Below are 15,704 nucleotides of genomic sequence, written 5' to 3' on the forward strand. Positions count from 1 at the left end.
GTGACGATCGTTCTGCTCGACCCTGTTCGTCCTACTCAGGTACCGGTGGACGCCGTCGAATTTCTCGGTGGCGCAGTGCAGTTCACCGAAGAGGTTCCGGTGAAGGTGCGCTGGTTGTTCTCCGGCACCGCCGCGCCCGACGACGTCGATGCCGTGTTGGTGAGCACCGACCGGACCAATCCCGATGTACAGAACCGGATCGCCCGCGGCGAACGCGTCGTCGCGGCCGAGAAGCTTCCGGGCGACGACGTCATCGCGGCGGTTCAGCTGATGGACCGTTTGCGTAGCGTCGGCGGCTGGGAAGCTCAGCAGACGCACGAGTCGCTGCGCGGCTACCTTCTGGAAGAGACCTACGAGCTGCTCGACGCCATCGCCGCCGGCAACTTGGTCGACCTCCGTGAAGAGCTGGGAGACCTGTTGTTACAGGTGCTCTTTCACTCCCGGATCGCTCAGGACGCCGCCGAGGACCCCTTCGACGTCGATGACGTTGCCGCAGGTCTGGTGCGGAAGCTGACACACCGCAGCCCGCATCTGAGCCGAACCGACACCGGACCGATCGACATCGTCGAGCAGGAGCGGATGTGGGAAGAGAAGAAAGCGTCGGAAAAAGCCAGGGGCTCCTGCCTGGACGGCATCGCGATGTCTCAGCCGTCACTTGCATTGGCGCAGAAGGTGATCGGACGCGCGAGTAAGGCGGGACTGCCCGACGAGCTCGTTCCGGACGGTCTTCGGGTCGTCCACATCGGCGTCGACCATTCGAACGGCGGGGACAGTGCCGAGGACGCATTACGGCGTCGAGTACTCGATTTCGCCGCGTTGATCCGTAATGCCGAGGCATCGGCCCGCAATGCGGGCGTCACGCCGGGAGAGATGAGTGCGTTGGATTGGATCGAACACTGGGGTCTACGGGGCTGACCGGGACGCTTTCTGCTTCCAGGCACGCGAGGACAGCAATCGCATCCCGTTCAAAGCAACGATGACCGTGGAGCTTTCGTGACCGGCCACGCCGATCGGTAGCGGAAGGGTACCGATCAGATCCCAGGCCACCAGCACGACGATGAACGTCGCCGCAATCGCCAGGTTCGCGACCACGATGCGGTGAGCCCGCCGCGAAAGCGCGATGACGGACGCCAGGGCCCCGAGGTCGTCGCGGATCAGGACGGCATCGGCGGTGTCGAGCGCGAGATCGGATCCTCGACGTCCCATGGCGACACCGATGTCGGCCGTGGCCATCGCCGGCGCGTCGTTGACGCCGTCGCCGACCAACAGCACTCGCCGCGGGGTCTCGCCGTCGGTACGTTCGTTCTGCAGTTGTGTGACGGCCTCGGCCTTGTCCTGGGGCAGCAGCCCCGCGCGTACGTCGACAATTCCGGCGCGCGCTGCCACTGCTCGAGCGACGCGGTCGTTGTCGCCGGTGAGGAGCACCGCTCGGGTGCCGACCAGTTCTTCCAGACCTGCGACCGTGGTGTCGGCTTCCGCGCGAACGATGTCGACGAGTCCGATCACCGCGATCGCTTCTCCGTCGAGGTGCACGATCACCGCCGTCATGCCCTCGGCTTCTCGAAGGGCGGCGGTGCGCTCGACCGGGGCGTTCGTGTTGTGCTGTGCGGCTTCGAGTTTGGTGACCGTGACGGTGCGGCCGTCGACCGTTGCCGTGACTCCCATGCCGGGTGTCGAATCGAAGTGCGTTGCCGTGGTGATCGCGACGCCCCGGCTCGTGGCGTAATCGACGACAGCGAGCCCGATGGGGTGCTCGCTTCCGTTCTCGGCTGCCGCTGCCAGGCGGAGCACTTCGAGCTCGTCCAGGGTTCCTAGAGTATCGATGCACTCCACTCGGGGTGTTCCCTCGGTGAGGGTCCCCGTCTTGTCGAAGGCAACCGTGTCGATGGAGCGCAGCTGCTCCATCGCCACGGCAGACTTGACCAGCACGCCGTTTCTGCCCGCGGTGGCCATCGCTGCGAGTAGGGGCGGCATGGTCGCCAGGACCACCGCGCACGGCGAGGCGACGATCATGAACGTCATCGCCCTCAGCAACGACGATTCGAGGTCGTTGCCGAGCAGCATCGGCACCGCGAATATCGCTGCGGTACAGAGCACGACGGTCTTCGAGTAGTACTGCTCGACTTTCTCGATGAACAGTTGCTTCTCGGCCTTGGTCTCGGACGCATGCTCGACCATGGTGACGATGCGCGCGATGATCGTGTCGGACGGGTCGACGTCGATCCTGATCCGTAGTGCGCCGGTGCCGTTCATGGTCCCGGCGAACACCTCGTCGCCCACGGATTTCGAGACGGGTACCGATTCCCCCGTGATCGAGGCCTGATTGATGTCGGATGCACCGTCGACGATGGTGCCTTCACCCGAAATGCGTTCGCCGGGGCGCACTGTCACGATGTCGCCCGGGCGCAGGTCGGATGCATCGACTGTTCGTTCGTGGCCGGGGGCGTCGAGCACGGTCGCGGTCTCGGGTGCCAAATCCAGCAAGCTCCGGATCGAATCGGCGGTGCGTCTGGTGAGCACCGCTTCGAGGGCACCGGACGTGGCGAAAATGACGATCAGCAGTGCGCCGTCGAAGATCTGCCCGATCGCGGCGGCACCGAGTGCGGCGACGATCATCAGCAGGTCGACGTCGAGCGTTCGGTCCCGCAGCGCCCGGAGTCCTTCCAGCGCAGGCTCCCACCCACCGGTGGCGTAGCAGGCGAGGTAGAGCGCCCAGTACGTCCATGTCGGCGCGTCGATCAACTGCGCGAGAAGTCCGAGGGCGAACAGTGCCGTCGCGGCCAGCGCCCATCTGACTTCGGTGATGTCGACGAGACGGGTGCGGCTCGCGCCGGCTGGGGGTCGCACGTCGGCCTGTGCCGGGGCGGTGCTGGTGAAAGTCATGTGGGCCTTCGTTCCTCGGAGAGTGCGAACCTCACCGTACAGGATTACATGAAGACCTTTACATGTGTACATAAACTATAGTTGTCGCATGGGACATGGAGTCGAGGGACGCAGCACGCCGCCTGCGCAGCTCGATGCCGAATCTGCCGCCACGGTGGCCGCGACCCTCCAGGCTCTGGCCACGCCGAGCCGACTGCGCATTCTGACGCAGCTACGGCAGGGGCCGAGCGGGGTCAACGATTTGGCCGAGGCAGTGGAAATGGAACAGTCGGCGGTGTCGCATCAGCTCCGGTTGTTACGCGCCATGGGACTGGTCACCGGGACTCGCTCGGGCCGAAGCGTCATCTATCGCCTGTACGACAACCACGTCGCGATGTTGCTCGACGAGGCCGTCTATCACATCGAGCACCTCGGAATGTCGGCGTCGGATTTCCCCTCCGACGCCGACTCCGCCTGAGATGTTCTCACTTGCCCCAATACTCGCGCTGGCGGGACATTCCTCGTCCCTCGGGTCGGGATCAATGTGGGTTTCAGTCGGTCAGAGTGCAACAATGGCGCATTGATCCGGCCCGGCTACCTACGCCAGAACAGGTGATGAGTCATACCGCTGCTACTCGGGACAACTTCGTGCTCGAATCTGTCGTTCAATTCGTCGGGTGAATCCCACAGCTTCAGGCCCGAGCCGAATTCGATGGGTGCGACGGCGATGTGCATGGTGTCGACCAGATCGGCGTCGAGGAATTCGCGGATACTCGTGACGCCACCGCCGAGTCGCACGTCCTTCCCGTCGGCCGCCTCCTTTGCCCGTTTGAGCACCTCGGCGGGCTCGCCGTCGACGAAGTGAAACGTGGTGTCGGAGAGTGTGATCGACGGCCGTTCGTGGTGGGTGAGTACGAAGACGGGCGTGTGGAACGGCGGCTCGTCACCCCACCAGCCCTGCCACTCGTGATCGGCCCACGGTCCCCGTTGTGGCCCGAACTTGTGTCGGCCCATGATCTCGGCACCGATGTTGTGGGCGAAATCGCGGGCGAAGTAGTCGTCGAGTCCGCGGCTACCGCTCGAACCGGCGTTCCCGGGAAAGCTGGCGGTGGCGAAGTACCACCTCATCAGTGCCAGATGGTCGAGACCGAACGGGCTCTCCAAGCTCTGGTCCTTGCCCGCCGCGATTCCGTCGCTCGAGACGGTGAAATTCTGTACCCGAACCAGCTGACCCATATGTGCTCCCGATGTCGATGACGAAAACATACGACGGTGTAGACCGAACCGCGTGCACGAACTCACCGCCCGCCCGCCCGCGTCAATGGACCATTGCACACCGCGCAGACGTATGCAGTGCGCCCTTCACGCGGACCGGGCTTCCGCGTGAATGAACCCTTGCAGCGGTCAGACGTATGCAAGGGTCCATTGACGCGGACGGGGTGGGGCCGGCGTTCGAATCACTCGAACAGCGTCGAACCCCAGTATTCGGATTCTCCGACGCCGGGTGGGCATGCGAATACTGCAGACCCGACGTGTTGGATGTATTCGTTCAGTGCGTCCTTGCGAGACAGGGCCAACTGCATCGGGACGAATTGGGTCAGGGGATCGCGGCAGTAGGCGATGAAGAACAGTCCGGCGTCGAGGTGTCCGAAGCCGTCCGATCCGTCGGTGAAGTTGTATCCCCGACGCAGGATCTGGACGCCGCCGAGGTTTTCCTTCGACGCCAGACGCACGTGTGCGGTCTTGTCGATGAAGGTGCCTTCCGGTCCCTGTGACTCGAAGTCGAGTGCGTCGAATTCGTCCTTCTGGCCGAGCGGTGCGCCAGTTCCCTTGCTGCGTCCGATCACTCGCTCTTGTTCCTTCAGCGTGGTGCGGTCCCACGATTCGATGAGCATGCGGATGCGGCGGGCCACGAGGTAGGAGCCACCTGCCATCCATTCCTGATCATCGTCAGGGGCAACCCAGACGTTGTCGTCCAGCAAAGACGGGTCCTCGGCCTTGAGGTTGGCGGTCCCGTCCTTGAAGCCGAACAGGTTTCTCGGGGTGTCCTGGGTGGTCGAGGTGGACGAGGTACGCCCGAAGCCCAGCTGAGACCACTTCACCGAGACCGTGCCGAAGCCGACCCGGGCGAGGTTGCGAATGGCGTGCACGGCAACCTGCGGGTCGTCGGCGCAGGCCTGGATGCACAGGTCTCCGCCTGAGCGGCGGGGGTCGAGGTTGTCGGCCGGGAAGTGCTGCAGATCGGCAAGCGACGCAGGCCTTCTCGACGCCAGATCGAATCGATCGAACAGTGCCGGACCGAAACCGATCGTCAGCGTCAGCGACGATGCGGACAGGCCCAGCGCCTCACCGGTGTCGGTGGGCGGGTTGTACTGGCCACCGTCGACAGCTCCGCCGTCGAACGTCTCCTCGCCATGCACCAACCGCTCGGCCATCAGGGTCCACTTCTTCAGCAGCGCAACGAAATCCTCGCGCGAGTCGGTGGTGACGTCGAACGCGACGAAGTGCATGCGGTCCTGCGCCGGGGTGACGATGCCGGCCTGATGGTCGCCGCGGAACTCGACGACGTCCGACGTCGGCACCTCGGCTCCCGAGGCCGTCGCGTGTCCCGCGATGGCCCCGACTCCGACGAGTGCAGCCCCGGTCCCGACGGCACCGAACAGGCGCCGCCGGGAGAACTGTCCAGTCTTACTGTCCGGCAACGACACCCTGCACCTGGCTCACTTCGGCGGACAGTGCGTCGATCTTGTTCGACAGTTCCTGTCGCTGCGGTTCGGTCACGGTGTCGTAGAAGACGAAGCCGTCGCCGCTGCGGTACTTGGCGAGTTCGGCGTCGAGTTCTGCGAAGCGGGCGTCGATCGCGGTGCCCAGTTCGGCGTTGCGCTCGTCGAGGATCGGACGCACGGCCGCGATGGCTGCCTGCGAGCCGTCGACGTTGGCCTGGAAGTCCCACAGGTCGGTGTGCGAGAAGAAGTCCTCTTCACCGCTGATCTTGGTCTTGGCGACCTCGTCGAGCAATCCCTGTGCGCCACCGGCGACCTGGACGGGGTCGATGGTGAAGTCGTCGGCCTTGATCTTGTCTGCGAGTTCGGTGATGTCGGCCTCGAGCTGATCGGCCATCGCGTTGGTGTCGGGCTGCAGTCCCTGCGTCCACAGGTCCTTCTCGATGCGGTGGAAGCCGGTCCACTCCGCGCCGGGCTCGACGTCGGGCTCGCGCAGGTCGATGCGCGGATCGAGATCGTCCGGGAAGCTCTCGGCGACCGGCTCGATGCGCTCGTAATAGCTACGCGCGATGGGGAACTGGGCCTTGGCTGCGGCCACGTCGCCGCTCCTGACCGCGGTGACGAACGACGTCGTGGTCTCCTGCAACGCGTCGATCTGACTGACGACGTAGCGCTTGTAGCCGTCGGCTGCCTCGGTGAGCAAGCCGTCCTCGTCCGTCTGGCGAACCGAATCGCCGGTCACGACGAAATCGGCGCGGACGCCGTCGCCCACCATGCCTGCCTTGCAGGCGGTTTGGTACGTGCCGGGGTCGGGCAGAGCGACGATGAGCTGACGCGTCAGACCCGGTCCGATGTTCTCGACCTCGCCCATGACGCGGTCGCCCTCGCCGTAGACGTAGAACTCGGTGACCTTGCTGCCGTTGTTGGTGATCTGGAACGTGGAGTTTCCGGTGGTGCCCTCGGATGCACCGACGTCGCAGGACGAGTCGGTGGCCGTGACGGCGATATCGCCCGACGCGGCCTCGGTCGAGGACTTCTCGGTGCATCCGGCCAGGGCCATCGGTAGAACCGCGACCGCGGCCAGAGCGTAGGTGGTACGACGCATGGTGGTGGTGCCTTTCAGGAGTTCTGAAGTACAGGCTCGGGAGCCGCGGGAACGCGGACCGGGCGGAGGAAGAGGAACAACACGACGACGATGTACAGCACCCATGCGATCGCTTGGAAGACAGTGGGTTCGGGGCGGAAGTTGAAGATCCCGGCGAGTACCGTGCCGTACCAGCTCGAGGCATCGAAGTGTGCGGTGATGTCGAAGGCGACAGCGCTGCCACCGGGCAGGACTCCGCCGATCTGCAGGGCACGGATGCCGTAGGCCAGGATTCCGGCGGCGACCACGATGAGGAAGATGCCGGTGTACTTGAAGAACACGGCAAAGTTGATGCGCACCGCGCCGAAGTACAGGAACACCGTCAGTACTGCGGCGACGACGATGCCGAGTAAAAGTCCGAGCAGTGGCCACAGGCTGCCGTTGGTGTTCTCGGCGTACCCGACCATGAGCAGTGCCGTCTCGACGCCCTCACGGCCGACGGCGAAGAACGAGAGCGTCAGCACTGCCGCAGGCCCGACGGTAAGAGCTTTCTCCATGTTCGCCCGCAGCTCGCCGGAGATGTTCTTGGCGGCGGTGCGCATCCACAGGACCATGGCCGTGACGATGACGACGGCGACCAGCGAGGCCGCTCCCGCGATGATCTCGGCCGTCAGTCCGGTGACGGTGGACGTGCCGTAGTGGATCACGAAGAAGATCGCCGCCACCATCGCGACGGCCAGGCCGACTCCCAGCCACACCCACTTGAGGGCGTCGCGGCGGTTCGCCTTGACGAGGAACGCCACGAGAATCATCACCACGATGCCGGTCTCGAGACCCTCGCGAAGACCGATCAGACCGCTGCCGAACATCTGGGTAGCGATCGACGGCGCAGATCCTGCGGCAGCCAGTACGGACACGGAAGGTGCTCCTGTTGTGCGTCGAACATTGGTACGCCTTGCCTCGCGAAGGGTAGGCGACCCTCATGCGTGAAGGTTGACAGAAACATACACCCTGCAACCTGGTCCTTATGCACGTTGTACTGGGGTTTTATCGGTCTTTAGCTTTCTATTACCTTCCGTGTGCAGGATGGTGAGGTGATCTCACGAATCTGCGTGCTCGCCACCGCATCGGTACTCCTGGCGCTCACCGCATGTGGCAGCAGCGAGCCGAAGCGTGAGATTCCCGAGGGCATTCCGCCCGGCCCGGGCACGGAGGTGCCGATCATCGACTTCAATGCCCCCGGCCGAACGGCCGATCTGCTCATTGCCTGGGCAGAGCCCCAGACCGATGCGCTCGGTATCTCGGTGACCGCACTCGCGTCGTACGGGCACGCTGCCGCGATCATGGCCGAGACCGACGCGGACTGCGGTATCGCCTGGACGACACTGGCCGGGATCGGGTACATCGAGAGTCGGCACGGCACCTACCAGGGATCTTCCGTGCAACCCGACGGACTCGTCGCACCGCCGATTCGCGGAATCCCACTCGACGGCGGCCCGGGCGTCGCCGAGATCCCGGACACCGACGGCGGATCGATGGACGGCGATGCCGAGTTCGATCGTGCGATGGGACCCATGCAGTTCATCCCCGAGACGTGGAAGAAATGGGGAGTCGACGCCAACGGCGACGGCATCGCAGATCCGGACAACATCGACGACGCCGCTCTGACGGCTGCGCGTTATCTCTGCGCGCGAGGCGGTGATCTGCGGACGGCGCAGGGGTGGGAGAGCGCGTTGATGGCGTACAACCTCTCGGGCCAGTATCTGCGTGACGTGCGAGATCGAGCGGCCGCGTACTCGGTAGGCACCAGGCCGTAGAAACTCCGTGCATCGCGGGCACCATGCAACAGCGGCTAGTCTTGCACCCGGCACAGTCCGCCGGTCCCCGTTACTAGGAGAAGCATTCGTGGCCATCATTGAGCAGGTCGGAGCTCGCGAGATCCTCGATTCCCGTGGCAACCCCACGGTTGAGGTCGAGGTCGCATTGGACGACGGGACGTTGACCCGTGCAGCCGTTCCCTCCGGCGCATCCACCGGTGAGCACGAGGCCGTCGAGCTTCGTGACGGCGGAGACCGCTACGGCGGCAAGGGCGTCGAGAAGGCCGTGAACGCGGTGCTCGACGAGATTGCACCCGCCGTCATCGGCCTCGACGCCATCGAGCAGCGCACCGTCGACCAGGCCCTCCTGGACCTCGACGGCACTCCCGACAAGTCCCGCCTCGGCGCGAACTCCCTACTGGGTGTCTCGCTCGCCGTCGCCAAGGCTGCTGCGGAGTCCACCGGACTCGAGCTCTTCCGCTACCTCGGTGGCCCGAACGCCCACATCCTGCCGGTGCCGATGATGAACATCATCAACGGTGGCGCGCACGCAGACAGCGGCGTCGACGTGCAGGAATTCATGATCGCGCCGATCGGTGCGGCCACGTTCAAGGAGTCGCTGCGCTGGGGTGCCGAGGTCTACCACGCACTCAAGGCAGTGCTCAAGGCCAAGGGCCTGTCCACCGGCCTCGGCGACGAGGGCGGCTTCGCTCCCGATCTCGCCGGCACCAAGGCAGCTCTCGACCTGATCCTCGAGGCCATCGGCAAGACCGGTCTCAAGCCCGGCCAGGATGTCGCGCTCGCCCTCGACGTGGCGGCCACCGAGTTCTACACCGCGGGCACCGGCTACGCCTTCGAGCGTGAGACCAAGTCCGCCGAGCAGATGTCGGCCTTCTACGGCGAGCTCGTCGACGCTTACCCGCTGGTCTCCATCGAGGATCCGCTCGACGAGAACGACTGGGACGGCTGGGTCGCACTCACCGAATCGATCGGCGACAAGGTTCAGCTCGTCGGCGACGACCTGTTCGTCACCAACCCCGAGCGTCTCGAAGACGGCATCGTCAAGGGTGCGGCCAACGCACTGCTGGTCAAGGTCAACCAGATCGGCACGCTGACCGAGACCCTCGATGCAGTGGATCTGGCCCACCGCAACGGCTACAAGACGATGATGAGCCACCGTTCCGGCGAAACCGAGGACACCACCATCGCTGACCTGGCAGTTGCCGTCGGCAGCGGGCAGATCAAGACCGGTGCCCCCGCCCGAAGCGAGCGCGTCGCCAAGTACAACCAGTTGCTGCGAATCGAAGAAGCTCTGGGTGACGCGGCGCGTTACGCAGGCGAGCTGGCTTTCCCCCGGTTCAATTACGAGGGCTGAGTCAATCGATACGTATGCACGAAGTGGAGAGTGAATGATGGCGCGACGCGGGAGGTCCGGGACCAGTCCAGGTGGACGGGACCCCCGACCCCGCGGCCGTCCGTCCTCTCCGAATCGCTCGAAGCCGACCGGGGGTGCGTCTCGCGACGAGACCGCCTCCGGTCGGCCGGCCACTCCACCGGAGCCGTCGGATCAGGCGCGTGACGCCGTGGTGGGTGGCAGAGCTGCTCCCAGACGTGTCGGTGTTCGTAGGCCCAAGATGCCCGAGCGCACCTTCTTCGGGCTGTCCACCGGACGCGCAGTCATTCTCGGTGTCGTGGTGTGCGCGTTGGCGCTGACGCTGGCCGTGCCGCTCAGGACCTACTTCTCGCAACGCGGCGAGCTCGAGTCCGTGTTGGCCGAGCGTCAGACCCTGCAGGATGAGGTGGACGCGCTCGAGACCCAGAAATCTCAGCTCAACGAACCGTCCCGTATCGCCGCCGATGCTCGCGAGCGGCTGCGGTTCGTCATGCCGGGGGAGACGCCGTATCAGGTGCAGCTCCCCGGCGACTACTCGCCGAGCTCCAAGGATCTCGAGGTGGACAACACCCCGACCGGGCCGTGGTACACCGACCTATGGAACACCGCGGTGCAGCCGCAGGGGTCGGACGAGCCGTCGGAGCCCACGTCCGCGCCCATGCCCGTCGTACAGCCAGAACCCGCTCCGGCGCCGCCGGTGCCAGAACCAGAAGGGGGACCCGTCGGGTGAATTCCTCGGCAGTCTCGCAGGAAGATCTCGATGCGGTCGCATCGCAGCTCGGACGTGAACCGCGTGGCGTACTCGAAATCGCGTATCGGTCTCCGGACGGTAGGCCAGGTGTGGTGAAAACTGCCCCGAAGCTTCCCGACGGCACTCCGTTTCCCACCCTGTACTACTTGACCGACCCGCGATTGACGGCGGAAGCAAGTCGGCAGGAATCGGCCGGAGTCATGCGTGAGATGACCGAACGCTTGGGCACAGACCCGGAATTGGCTGCCGCCTATTTGCGTGCACACGAGTCGTACCTGGCTGAGCGCAACGAGATCGAATCTCTCGGAACGGATTTCACCGGCGGCGGCATGCCCGACCGCGTCAAGTGCCTGCACGTGTTGATCGCGCATTCGTTGGCCAAGGGGCCAGGAGTCAATCCGCTCGGCGACGAGTCGGTGGCATTGGCAGCCGAGAACTCGTTGCGCGGCAAAGCTATTCCGGCCGATTGGCCGACCATCGAAGAACTACGTGCGGAGAAATCATGACCAGGGTTGCAGCAATCGATTGCGGCACCAACTCCATCCGCCTGCTCGTCGCAGACAACAACGGTAAGACTCTCGCCGACGTCGCTCGTGAGATGCGGGTCGTGCGCTTGGGGCAAGGCGTCGACGCGACCGGAGCCTTCGTGCCCGAGGCCATCGAGCGCACCCGTGTTGCATTGGTGGAGTACGCGGAGATCATCCGTAAGACCGGGGCCACCGCGGTGCGCATGGTCGCCACCTCCGCCACCCGCGATGCGTCGAATCGGGAGGACTTCTTCTCGATGGTGCGTGAGGTACTCGGCAAGGTCATTCCCGGTGCCGAGGCCGAGGTGATCACCGGAGACGAAGAAGCGCGGCTGTCCTTTGCCGGTGCGGTCGGTGAACTCGATTCTGCGGCAGGGCCTTTCCTGGTCGTCGATCTGGGTGGCGGTTCCACCGAGCTCGTACTGGGCGACGCCAAAGGTGTGAAAGCGGCGTTCTCGGCGAACATCGGCTGTGTGCGTCTGACCGAACGATTCCTGCATTCGGACCCTCCCACCGCAGACGAGATCAACGGTGCGCGTGAGTACGCCCGCGAGAAGTTGGCGGAGGCATTCGAGGAAGTCTCGATCGGCGACGCGTCGAGCTGGGTGGGTGTGGCCGGCACGATGACGACCATCGCGGCCATCGCCAAGGAACTACCCGAGTACGACGCAGACGCGGTGCACTTGTCGCGAGTGCCCTTCGATCAGCTCTTCGAGGTGTGCGAGCGGCTCATCGGCATGACCCACACGCAGCGAAGTGCGTTGGGGCCCATGCATCCCGGACGGGTCGACGTCATCGGCGGCGGAGCGATCGTGTGCAGCGTGCTGGCCGAAGAGTTCGAGCGACGCGGGGCTGTCAGCTCGTTGACGGTCAGTGAGCACGACATCCTCGACGGCATCGCGATGTCGATCAAGATCTGATCTGCAATTCTGCAGACCCGTTCTGCGGCGATGTAGGTTGCATCGCTTCGTGTTTCGGTGAAGCCTGATAGGCGCTGTGGCTCACGTCACTGCTCCCGACGAGGCTAGGACCACCGATGACGACACCCGCCCAGCAGGCCCCGGCCGAGAAAGGTCTGGCGCGCGTAGCGCAAGCGCTCGCCAAGGGAACCGAGAAATGGTTTCCCGACGCGTACATCTTCGCGCTCGTCGGAGTGGTGGTCGTTGCTGTTGCTGCCTTCGCCAACGGTTCGTCTCCGCAGAATGTGGTCGACGCATTCGGGAACGGGTTCTGGGACCTGACGGCCTTCACGCTGCAGATGGCGATGGTCGTGCTCACCGGGTACGTCGTGGCCACCTCTCCACCGGTCGCCAGATTGATCACCCGATTGGCGCAAGTGCCCAAGAGTTCCAGTAGCGCAGTCAGTTTCGTTGCACTGCTGTCCTGTTCGGTCTCGTTCCTCAACTGGGGCCTGAGTCTGGTGTTCGCCGGTCTGTTGGCCCGTGCCATCGCGCGGCGTGACGATTTGCGGACGGACTATCGGGCTCTGGGGGCTGCTGCATTCATGGGACTCGGAGCGGTGTGGGCGCTGGGCATGTCGTCCTCAGCTGCTCAGTTGCAGGCGACGGCCAGTTCGCTTCCGGCGACACTGCTTTCGATAACGGGTGTCCTCGATTTCGGTACGACCATCTTCACGTGGCAGTCGCTGCTGATGTGCGTCATCATCATCGTGTTGACGGTCGTCATTGCACACGTGTCGGCACCCAAGGGCGCAGCCATCAAGACCGCGGCGGATATGGACGTCGATCTCGACGACACCGTCGCGGAGCCGGCACCGCGCACCAGGCCGGGGGAGTGGCTCGAGTACAGCCGCATCCTTCCGCTCTTCGCCGGCGCGATGACGCTGGGATGGCTTGTCTCGCAGCTATTGACGCTGCCGGTGCTGTCGGTGGTCAGCAGCCTGAACGGGTACCTTCTGGTGTTCCTGATGCTCGGTCTCGTGCTGCACGGCACCCCGCGGCGGTTCCTCGATTCGGTCAGCAAGGCGGTCCCCGCCACTGCAGGGATCTTGGTGCAGTTCCCGCTGTACGCCGCAATGGCGGCCATGTTGACCAAGGCAGAGGGTAGGGGAGGCGTCACGATTTCCGAGCACCTCGCCAACTTCTTCACCGACATCGGTAGCGGCGGTGGATTCGCCGTGGTCATCGCGGTCTATACCGTGGTGCTCGGGCTCTTCGTTCCGTCCGGCGGCGGCAAGTGGCTCGTCGAAGCGCCGTACGTCATGCAGTCGGCCACCGACGTGCAAATGAACCTCGGCTGGACCGTCCAGATCTACAACGTCGCCGAGGCGCTGCCGAACCTGATCAACCCGTTCTTCATGCTGCCCTTGCTGGCGGTTCTTGGACTTCGAGCACGAGACTTGATCGGGTTCACGTTCCTGCAGTTCATCTTCCACTTCCCGGTGGTCCTGCTGCTCGTGTGGCTCCTCGGCATGACCTTCGACTTCGTGCCGCCGGTCATTCCGGCGCAATAGCAGCCCGATATGATCATCACCGCTGGAGCGCGACTCCAGCGGTGGCCCCTATAGCCCAATTGGCAGAGGCAGCGGACTTAAAATTCGCACAGTGTCGGTTCGAGTCCGACTGGGGGCACCAGAGTCCATATGGATCCAGATTTCTGGACCAGGACAGTGCTTTTGGGGTGGTAACGTGGACTTCGACGGCCCACCACGGATTTGAGTGGACAACCGAGACAGCGGATTTCAGATCCGCGAGGTTCGCCGATCTCCTGAGCCATGAAAGAGTATTTCCCCAGGTCACGCGCTTGTATGTGGCTCTCTTTGTCGTTCGGTGTCACAACGCTGTCACAACTGCCTCGTGAGGGGCCATCTGGACACAAACCGGCGTACACGGACTCGGCACAACTACTGCGCACGTCACTGTCTTGCCTCAGCAATGGGAGGCCGCGTGGAGACCTTCTTTCATTGGTGCGAGTCAAATGGTCACGTGACGCCTTCAGCACACCCGATAGTTGTTGCCACTTACCTTGTCGATGTGGCCGACACTCGGACCGAAACAAGGGAGCGGGGTCGATCCAGTCGCCACCTTCGGCACATGGATCGCCGCGATTAACCACCAACACCGGACCACCGGCCACCGATCGCCGGCCGTGGACGAACTCGTCGGCGCGACCCTGTCCGGCATCAGACGCGAATATGCCGCGGCGGGGGACCGGCCCCGCACCCCGCGAGATTCCCCTTCTGGTCGACGACATCGAGCTCCTGGTCGAGACAGGCCCGACAGCGGTGCCACGGACGGGCCAACGAGGTCCTGGAACGTCGCGACTCGGCGAACCTGCTTCTCGGGTTCGCCGGTGCTCACCCCCGCCGCGAACTGTCCGAGCTCGTCTGGGGCGATGTCACCATGCATGGCACGACGAACTTCACAACCGGCTACGGAAGTTTAAGACCGACGAGGAGGGTAAGCGAGCGGTGAAGGCCCTGTCCTACAGGGAGTCTCATGAGGCTTATCCGCCCTGCGCCTACGTCCGCTGGATCCAGGTCGTCGCGGCGGTCGACGTCGGCGGACGTCGTCGGTAATCCGACTACTGCGCAAACCTGAGCCGTTCGCCGGGCATGTGTGCCGCGGCGAAGTGCCCCGCACCGCCGCCTGAGCACCACTCTTCCGGGCCGTCGCCAAGAATGGAAACCTCAGTGCAACCGCGCTGTCAGGGGTCGCGATCCTCCAAACTATCCGTCGCCGTGCTGACCACGCAGGCTTCGACCCAGCCGCGCTCGCCAGGCCGGGTGGACACCTCTTCCGGGCCGGATCCGTTACCCAAGGTACCCGCAACGCTGCCGATGGATCCGCCATCAGGCGCCAGACCGGCCACGCCAGCCTCGGCTCCGTAGAGTTCTACACGGCGAGCACGCGCCCAACGATGGAAACGCTGATTTAGATATTGGCTTATAGGCAGCAGACTCACCGAACGAGGGGGAGTACGTCCGGTTTGTCGGTAACTACTCGTAGACTCCAGACAAGAACGCAGGCTGGCTCCGAACAGCGAGGGCACACGTGGCATCTCCAAACACACTTCTCCGAAATTGGCTAAACGACCTTCAAGTACTGAGGCGCGAATTTGATTCCTACGATGAACGCCTAGAAGAGTGGACAGACCCAGGATCGGTCGAGCGTTCCCGCGCGGGAGTGAAGCAGCGGCTCGCGTTCCAGATGGGTATTTTCATGAGATTGGTGGTCGCGAGCGGCGTTCCCTCGCCGACCGATGCATCCGGTGTCCTCGGCTACTCGCACTTTCTGCGTGTCGTACGGCTGATTGCCGATGACGCTTCCATGGAGAAGGCAGTGGCGAGCTACCGGTCGTTGAATGACCAGATGATCACCGTTGGGAGACGTTGGGTCCGTAGTGGTGTGGACGTCGAGGAGTTGGCTGGGCTCCAGGAAGATCTGAAGGCCGAAGCTGACCTCGTCCGCGAACTCGGCGGCGACCCGGAAGTGCCGGAGCAATGGCAAGGATCGGCAAGTGGAGTGCGCTGGTGATGCGAAGCTGATGGGTTCGCTGCAAGTAGCCATTTGTGGAGGACAGGAGTG

The 15,704-nt window shown here is 64.2% G+C and carries 14 protein-coding genes and 1 tRNA gene; 10 read left to right on the forward strand and 5 right to left on the reverse strand.

Going from position 1 to position 15,704, the window contains the following annotated elements; translation table 11 throughout:
- Positions 1 to 915, forward strand: a complete 915-nt coding sequence (locus ASH04_RS14335) for a MazG family protein (RefSeq protein WP_027496105.1) — start codon at positions 1 to 3, stop codon at positions 913 to 915.
- Here the strand turns inward: ASH04_RS14335 and ASH04_RS14340 are convergent.
- A complete protein-coding gene (locus tag ASH04_RS14340) occupies positions 904 to 2,883 on the reverse strand; it encodes a heavy metal translocating P-type ATPase (RefSeq protein ID WP_082519249.1) in 1,980 nt (659 codons plus the stop codon). The genes ASH04_RS14335 and ASH04_RS14340 overlap by 12 nt on opposite strands.
- Before the next feature lie 88 nt (positions 2,884 to 2,971).
- Here ASH04_RS14340 and ASH04_RS14345 point away from each other — a divergent pair, with 88 nt between their 5' ends.
- Positions 2,972 to 3,340, forward strand: a complete 369-nt coding sequence (locus tag ASH04_RS14345) for an ArsR/SmtB family transcription factor (protein WP_032407560.1) — start codon at positions 2,972 to 2,974, stop codon at positions 3,338 to 3,340.
- A 116-nt stretch (positions 3,341 to 3,456) separates the two neighbouring features.
- Here ASH04_RS14345 and ASH04_RS14350 read toward each other — a convergent pair whose 3' ends face one another.
- The 4 genes from ASH04_RS14350 to efeU form a co-directional block, all read right to left on the reverse strand.
- On the reverse strand, positions 3,457 to 4,098 hold the full coding sequence (locus ASH04_RS14350) for a dihydrofolate reductase family protein (RefSeq protein ID WP_057473768.1): 642 nt from the start codon (positions 4,096 to 4,098) through the stop codon (positions 3,457 to 3,459).
- A 221-nt stretch (positions 4,099 to 4,319) separates the two neighbouring features.
- On the reverse strand, positions 4,320 to 5,570 hold the full coding sequence (efeB, locus tag ASH04_RS14355) for an iron uptake transporter deferrochelatase/peroxidase subunit (protein WP_082519250.1): 1,251 nt from the start codon (positions 5,568 to 5,570) through the stop codon (positions 4,320 to 4,322).
- Positions 5,551 to 6,690 (reverse strand): iron uptake system protein EfeO, encoded by a 1,140-nt coding sequence (gene efeO / locus ASH04_RS14360; RefSeq protein ID WP_057473769.1) that lies wholly within the window; start codon positions 6,688 to 6,690, stop codon positions 5,551 to 5,553. The genes efeB and efeO overlap by 20 nt, the downstream gene beginning before the upstream one ends.
- 14 nt (positions 6,691 to 6,704) lie before the next feature.
- On the reverse strand, positions 6,705 to 7,586 hold the full coding sequence (gene efeU, locus ASH04_RS14365; RefSeq protein ID WP_032373011.1) for an iron uptake transporter permease EfeU: 882 nt from the start codon (positions 7,584 to 7,586) through the stop codon (positions 6,705 to 6,707).
- Positions 7,587 to 7,775: 189 nt separating this feature from the next.
- On the opposite strand from efeU, the gene ASH04_RS14370 reads away from it, so the two are divergent.
- The 8 genes from ASH04_RS14370 (at position 7,776) to ASH04_RS14405 (ending at position 15,653) form a co-directional block, all read left to right on the forward strand.
- Positions 7,776 to 8,486 (forward strand): lytic transglycosylase domain-containing protein, encoded by a 711-nt coding sequence (locus tag ASH04_RS14370; RefSeq protein WP_045842124.1) that lies wholly within the window; start codon positions 7,776 to 7,778, stop codon positions 8,484 to 8,486.
- Positions 8,487 to 8,574: 88 nt separating this feature from the next.
- Complete coding sequence (eno, locus tag ASH04_RS14375) at positions 8,575 to 9,861, forward strand: phosphopyruvate hydratase (RefSeq protein ID WP_027496113.1); 1,287 nt, start codon at positions 8,575 to 8,577, stop codon at positions 9,859 to 9,861.
- Between the two features lie 259 nt (positions 9,862 to 10,120).
- Entirely contained in the window at positions 10,121 to 10,609 is a 489-nt protein-coding gene (locus ASH04_RS14380) for an FtsB family cell division protein (RefSeq protein ID WP_027496114.1), read from the forward strand.
- A complete protein-coding gene (locus ASH04_RS14385; protein ID WP_032371198.1) occupies positions 10,606 to 11,136 on the forward strand; it encodes a DUF501 domain-containing protein in 531 nt (176 codons plus the stop codon). Before ASH04_RS14380 ends, ASH04_RS14385 begins: the two co-directional genes overlap by 4 nt.
- Positions 11,133 to 12,077: a Ppx/GppA phosphatase family protein gene (locus tag ASH04_RS14390; RefSeq protein ID WP_032385652.1), complete on the forward strand. Its 945-nt coding sequence runs from the start codon at positions 11,133 to 11,135 to the stop codon at positions 12,075 to 12,077. Before ASH04_RS14385 ends, ASH04_RS14390 begins: the two co-directional genes overlap by 4 nt.
- Before the next feature lie 116 nt (positions 12,078 to 12,193).
- Positions 12,194 to 13,630, forward strand: coding sequence for a short-chain fatty acid transporter (locus ASH04_RS14395; protein ID WP_057473770.1), 1,437 nt, complete (start codon positions 12,194 to 12,196; stop codon positions 13,628 to 13,630).
- Between the two features lie 44 nt (positions 13,631 to 13,674).
- Positions 13,675 to 13,751: transfer RNA gene (locus ASH04_RS14400), tRNA-Leu, on the forward strand.
- Between the two features lie 1,419 nt (positions 13,752 to 15,170).
- Positions 15,171 to 15,653 carry a hypothetical protein gene (locus ASH04_RS14405; protein ID WP_156394541.1) on the forward strand — a complete coding sequence of 161 codons (483 nt, stop codon included), beginning with the start codon at positions 15,171 to 15,173 and terminating at the stop codon, positions 15,651 to 15,653.
- Positions 15,654 to 15,704: the final 51 nt, after the last annotated feature.

Origin of the sequence: Rhodococcus sp. Leaf233 (assembly GCF_001426165.1) — a bacterium.
Lineage (GTDB): Bacteria > Actinomycetota > Actinomycetes > Mycobacteriales > Mycobacteriaceae > Rhodococcoides > Rhodococcoides fascians.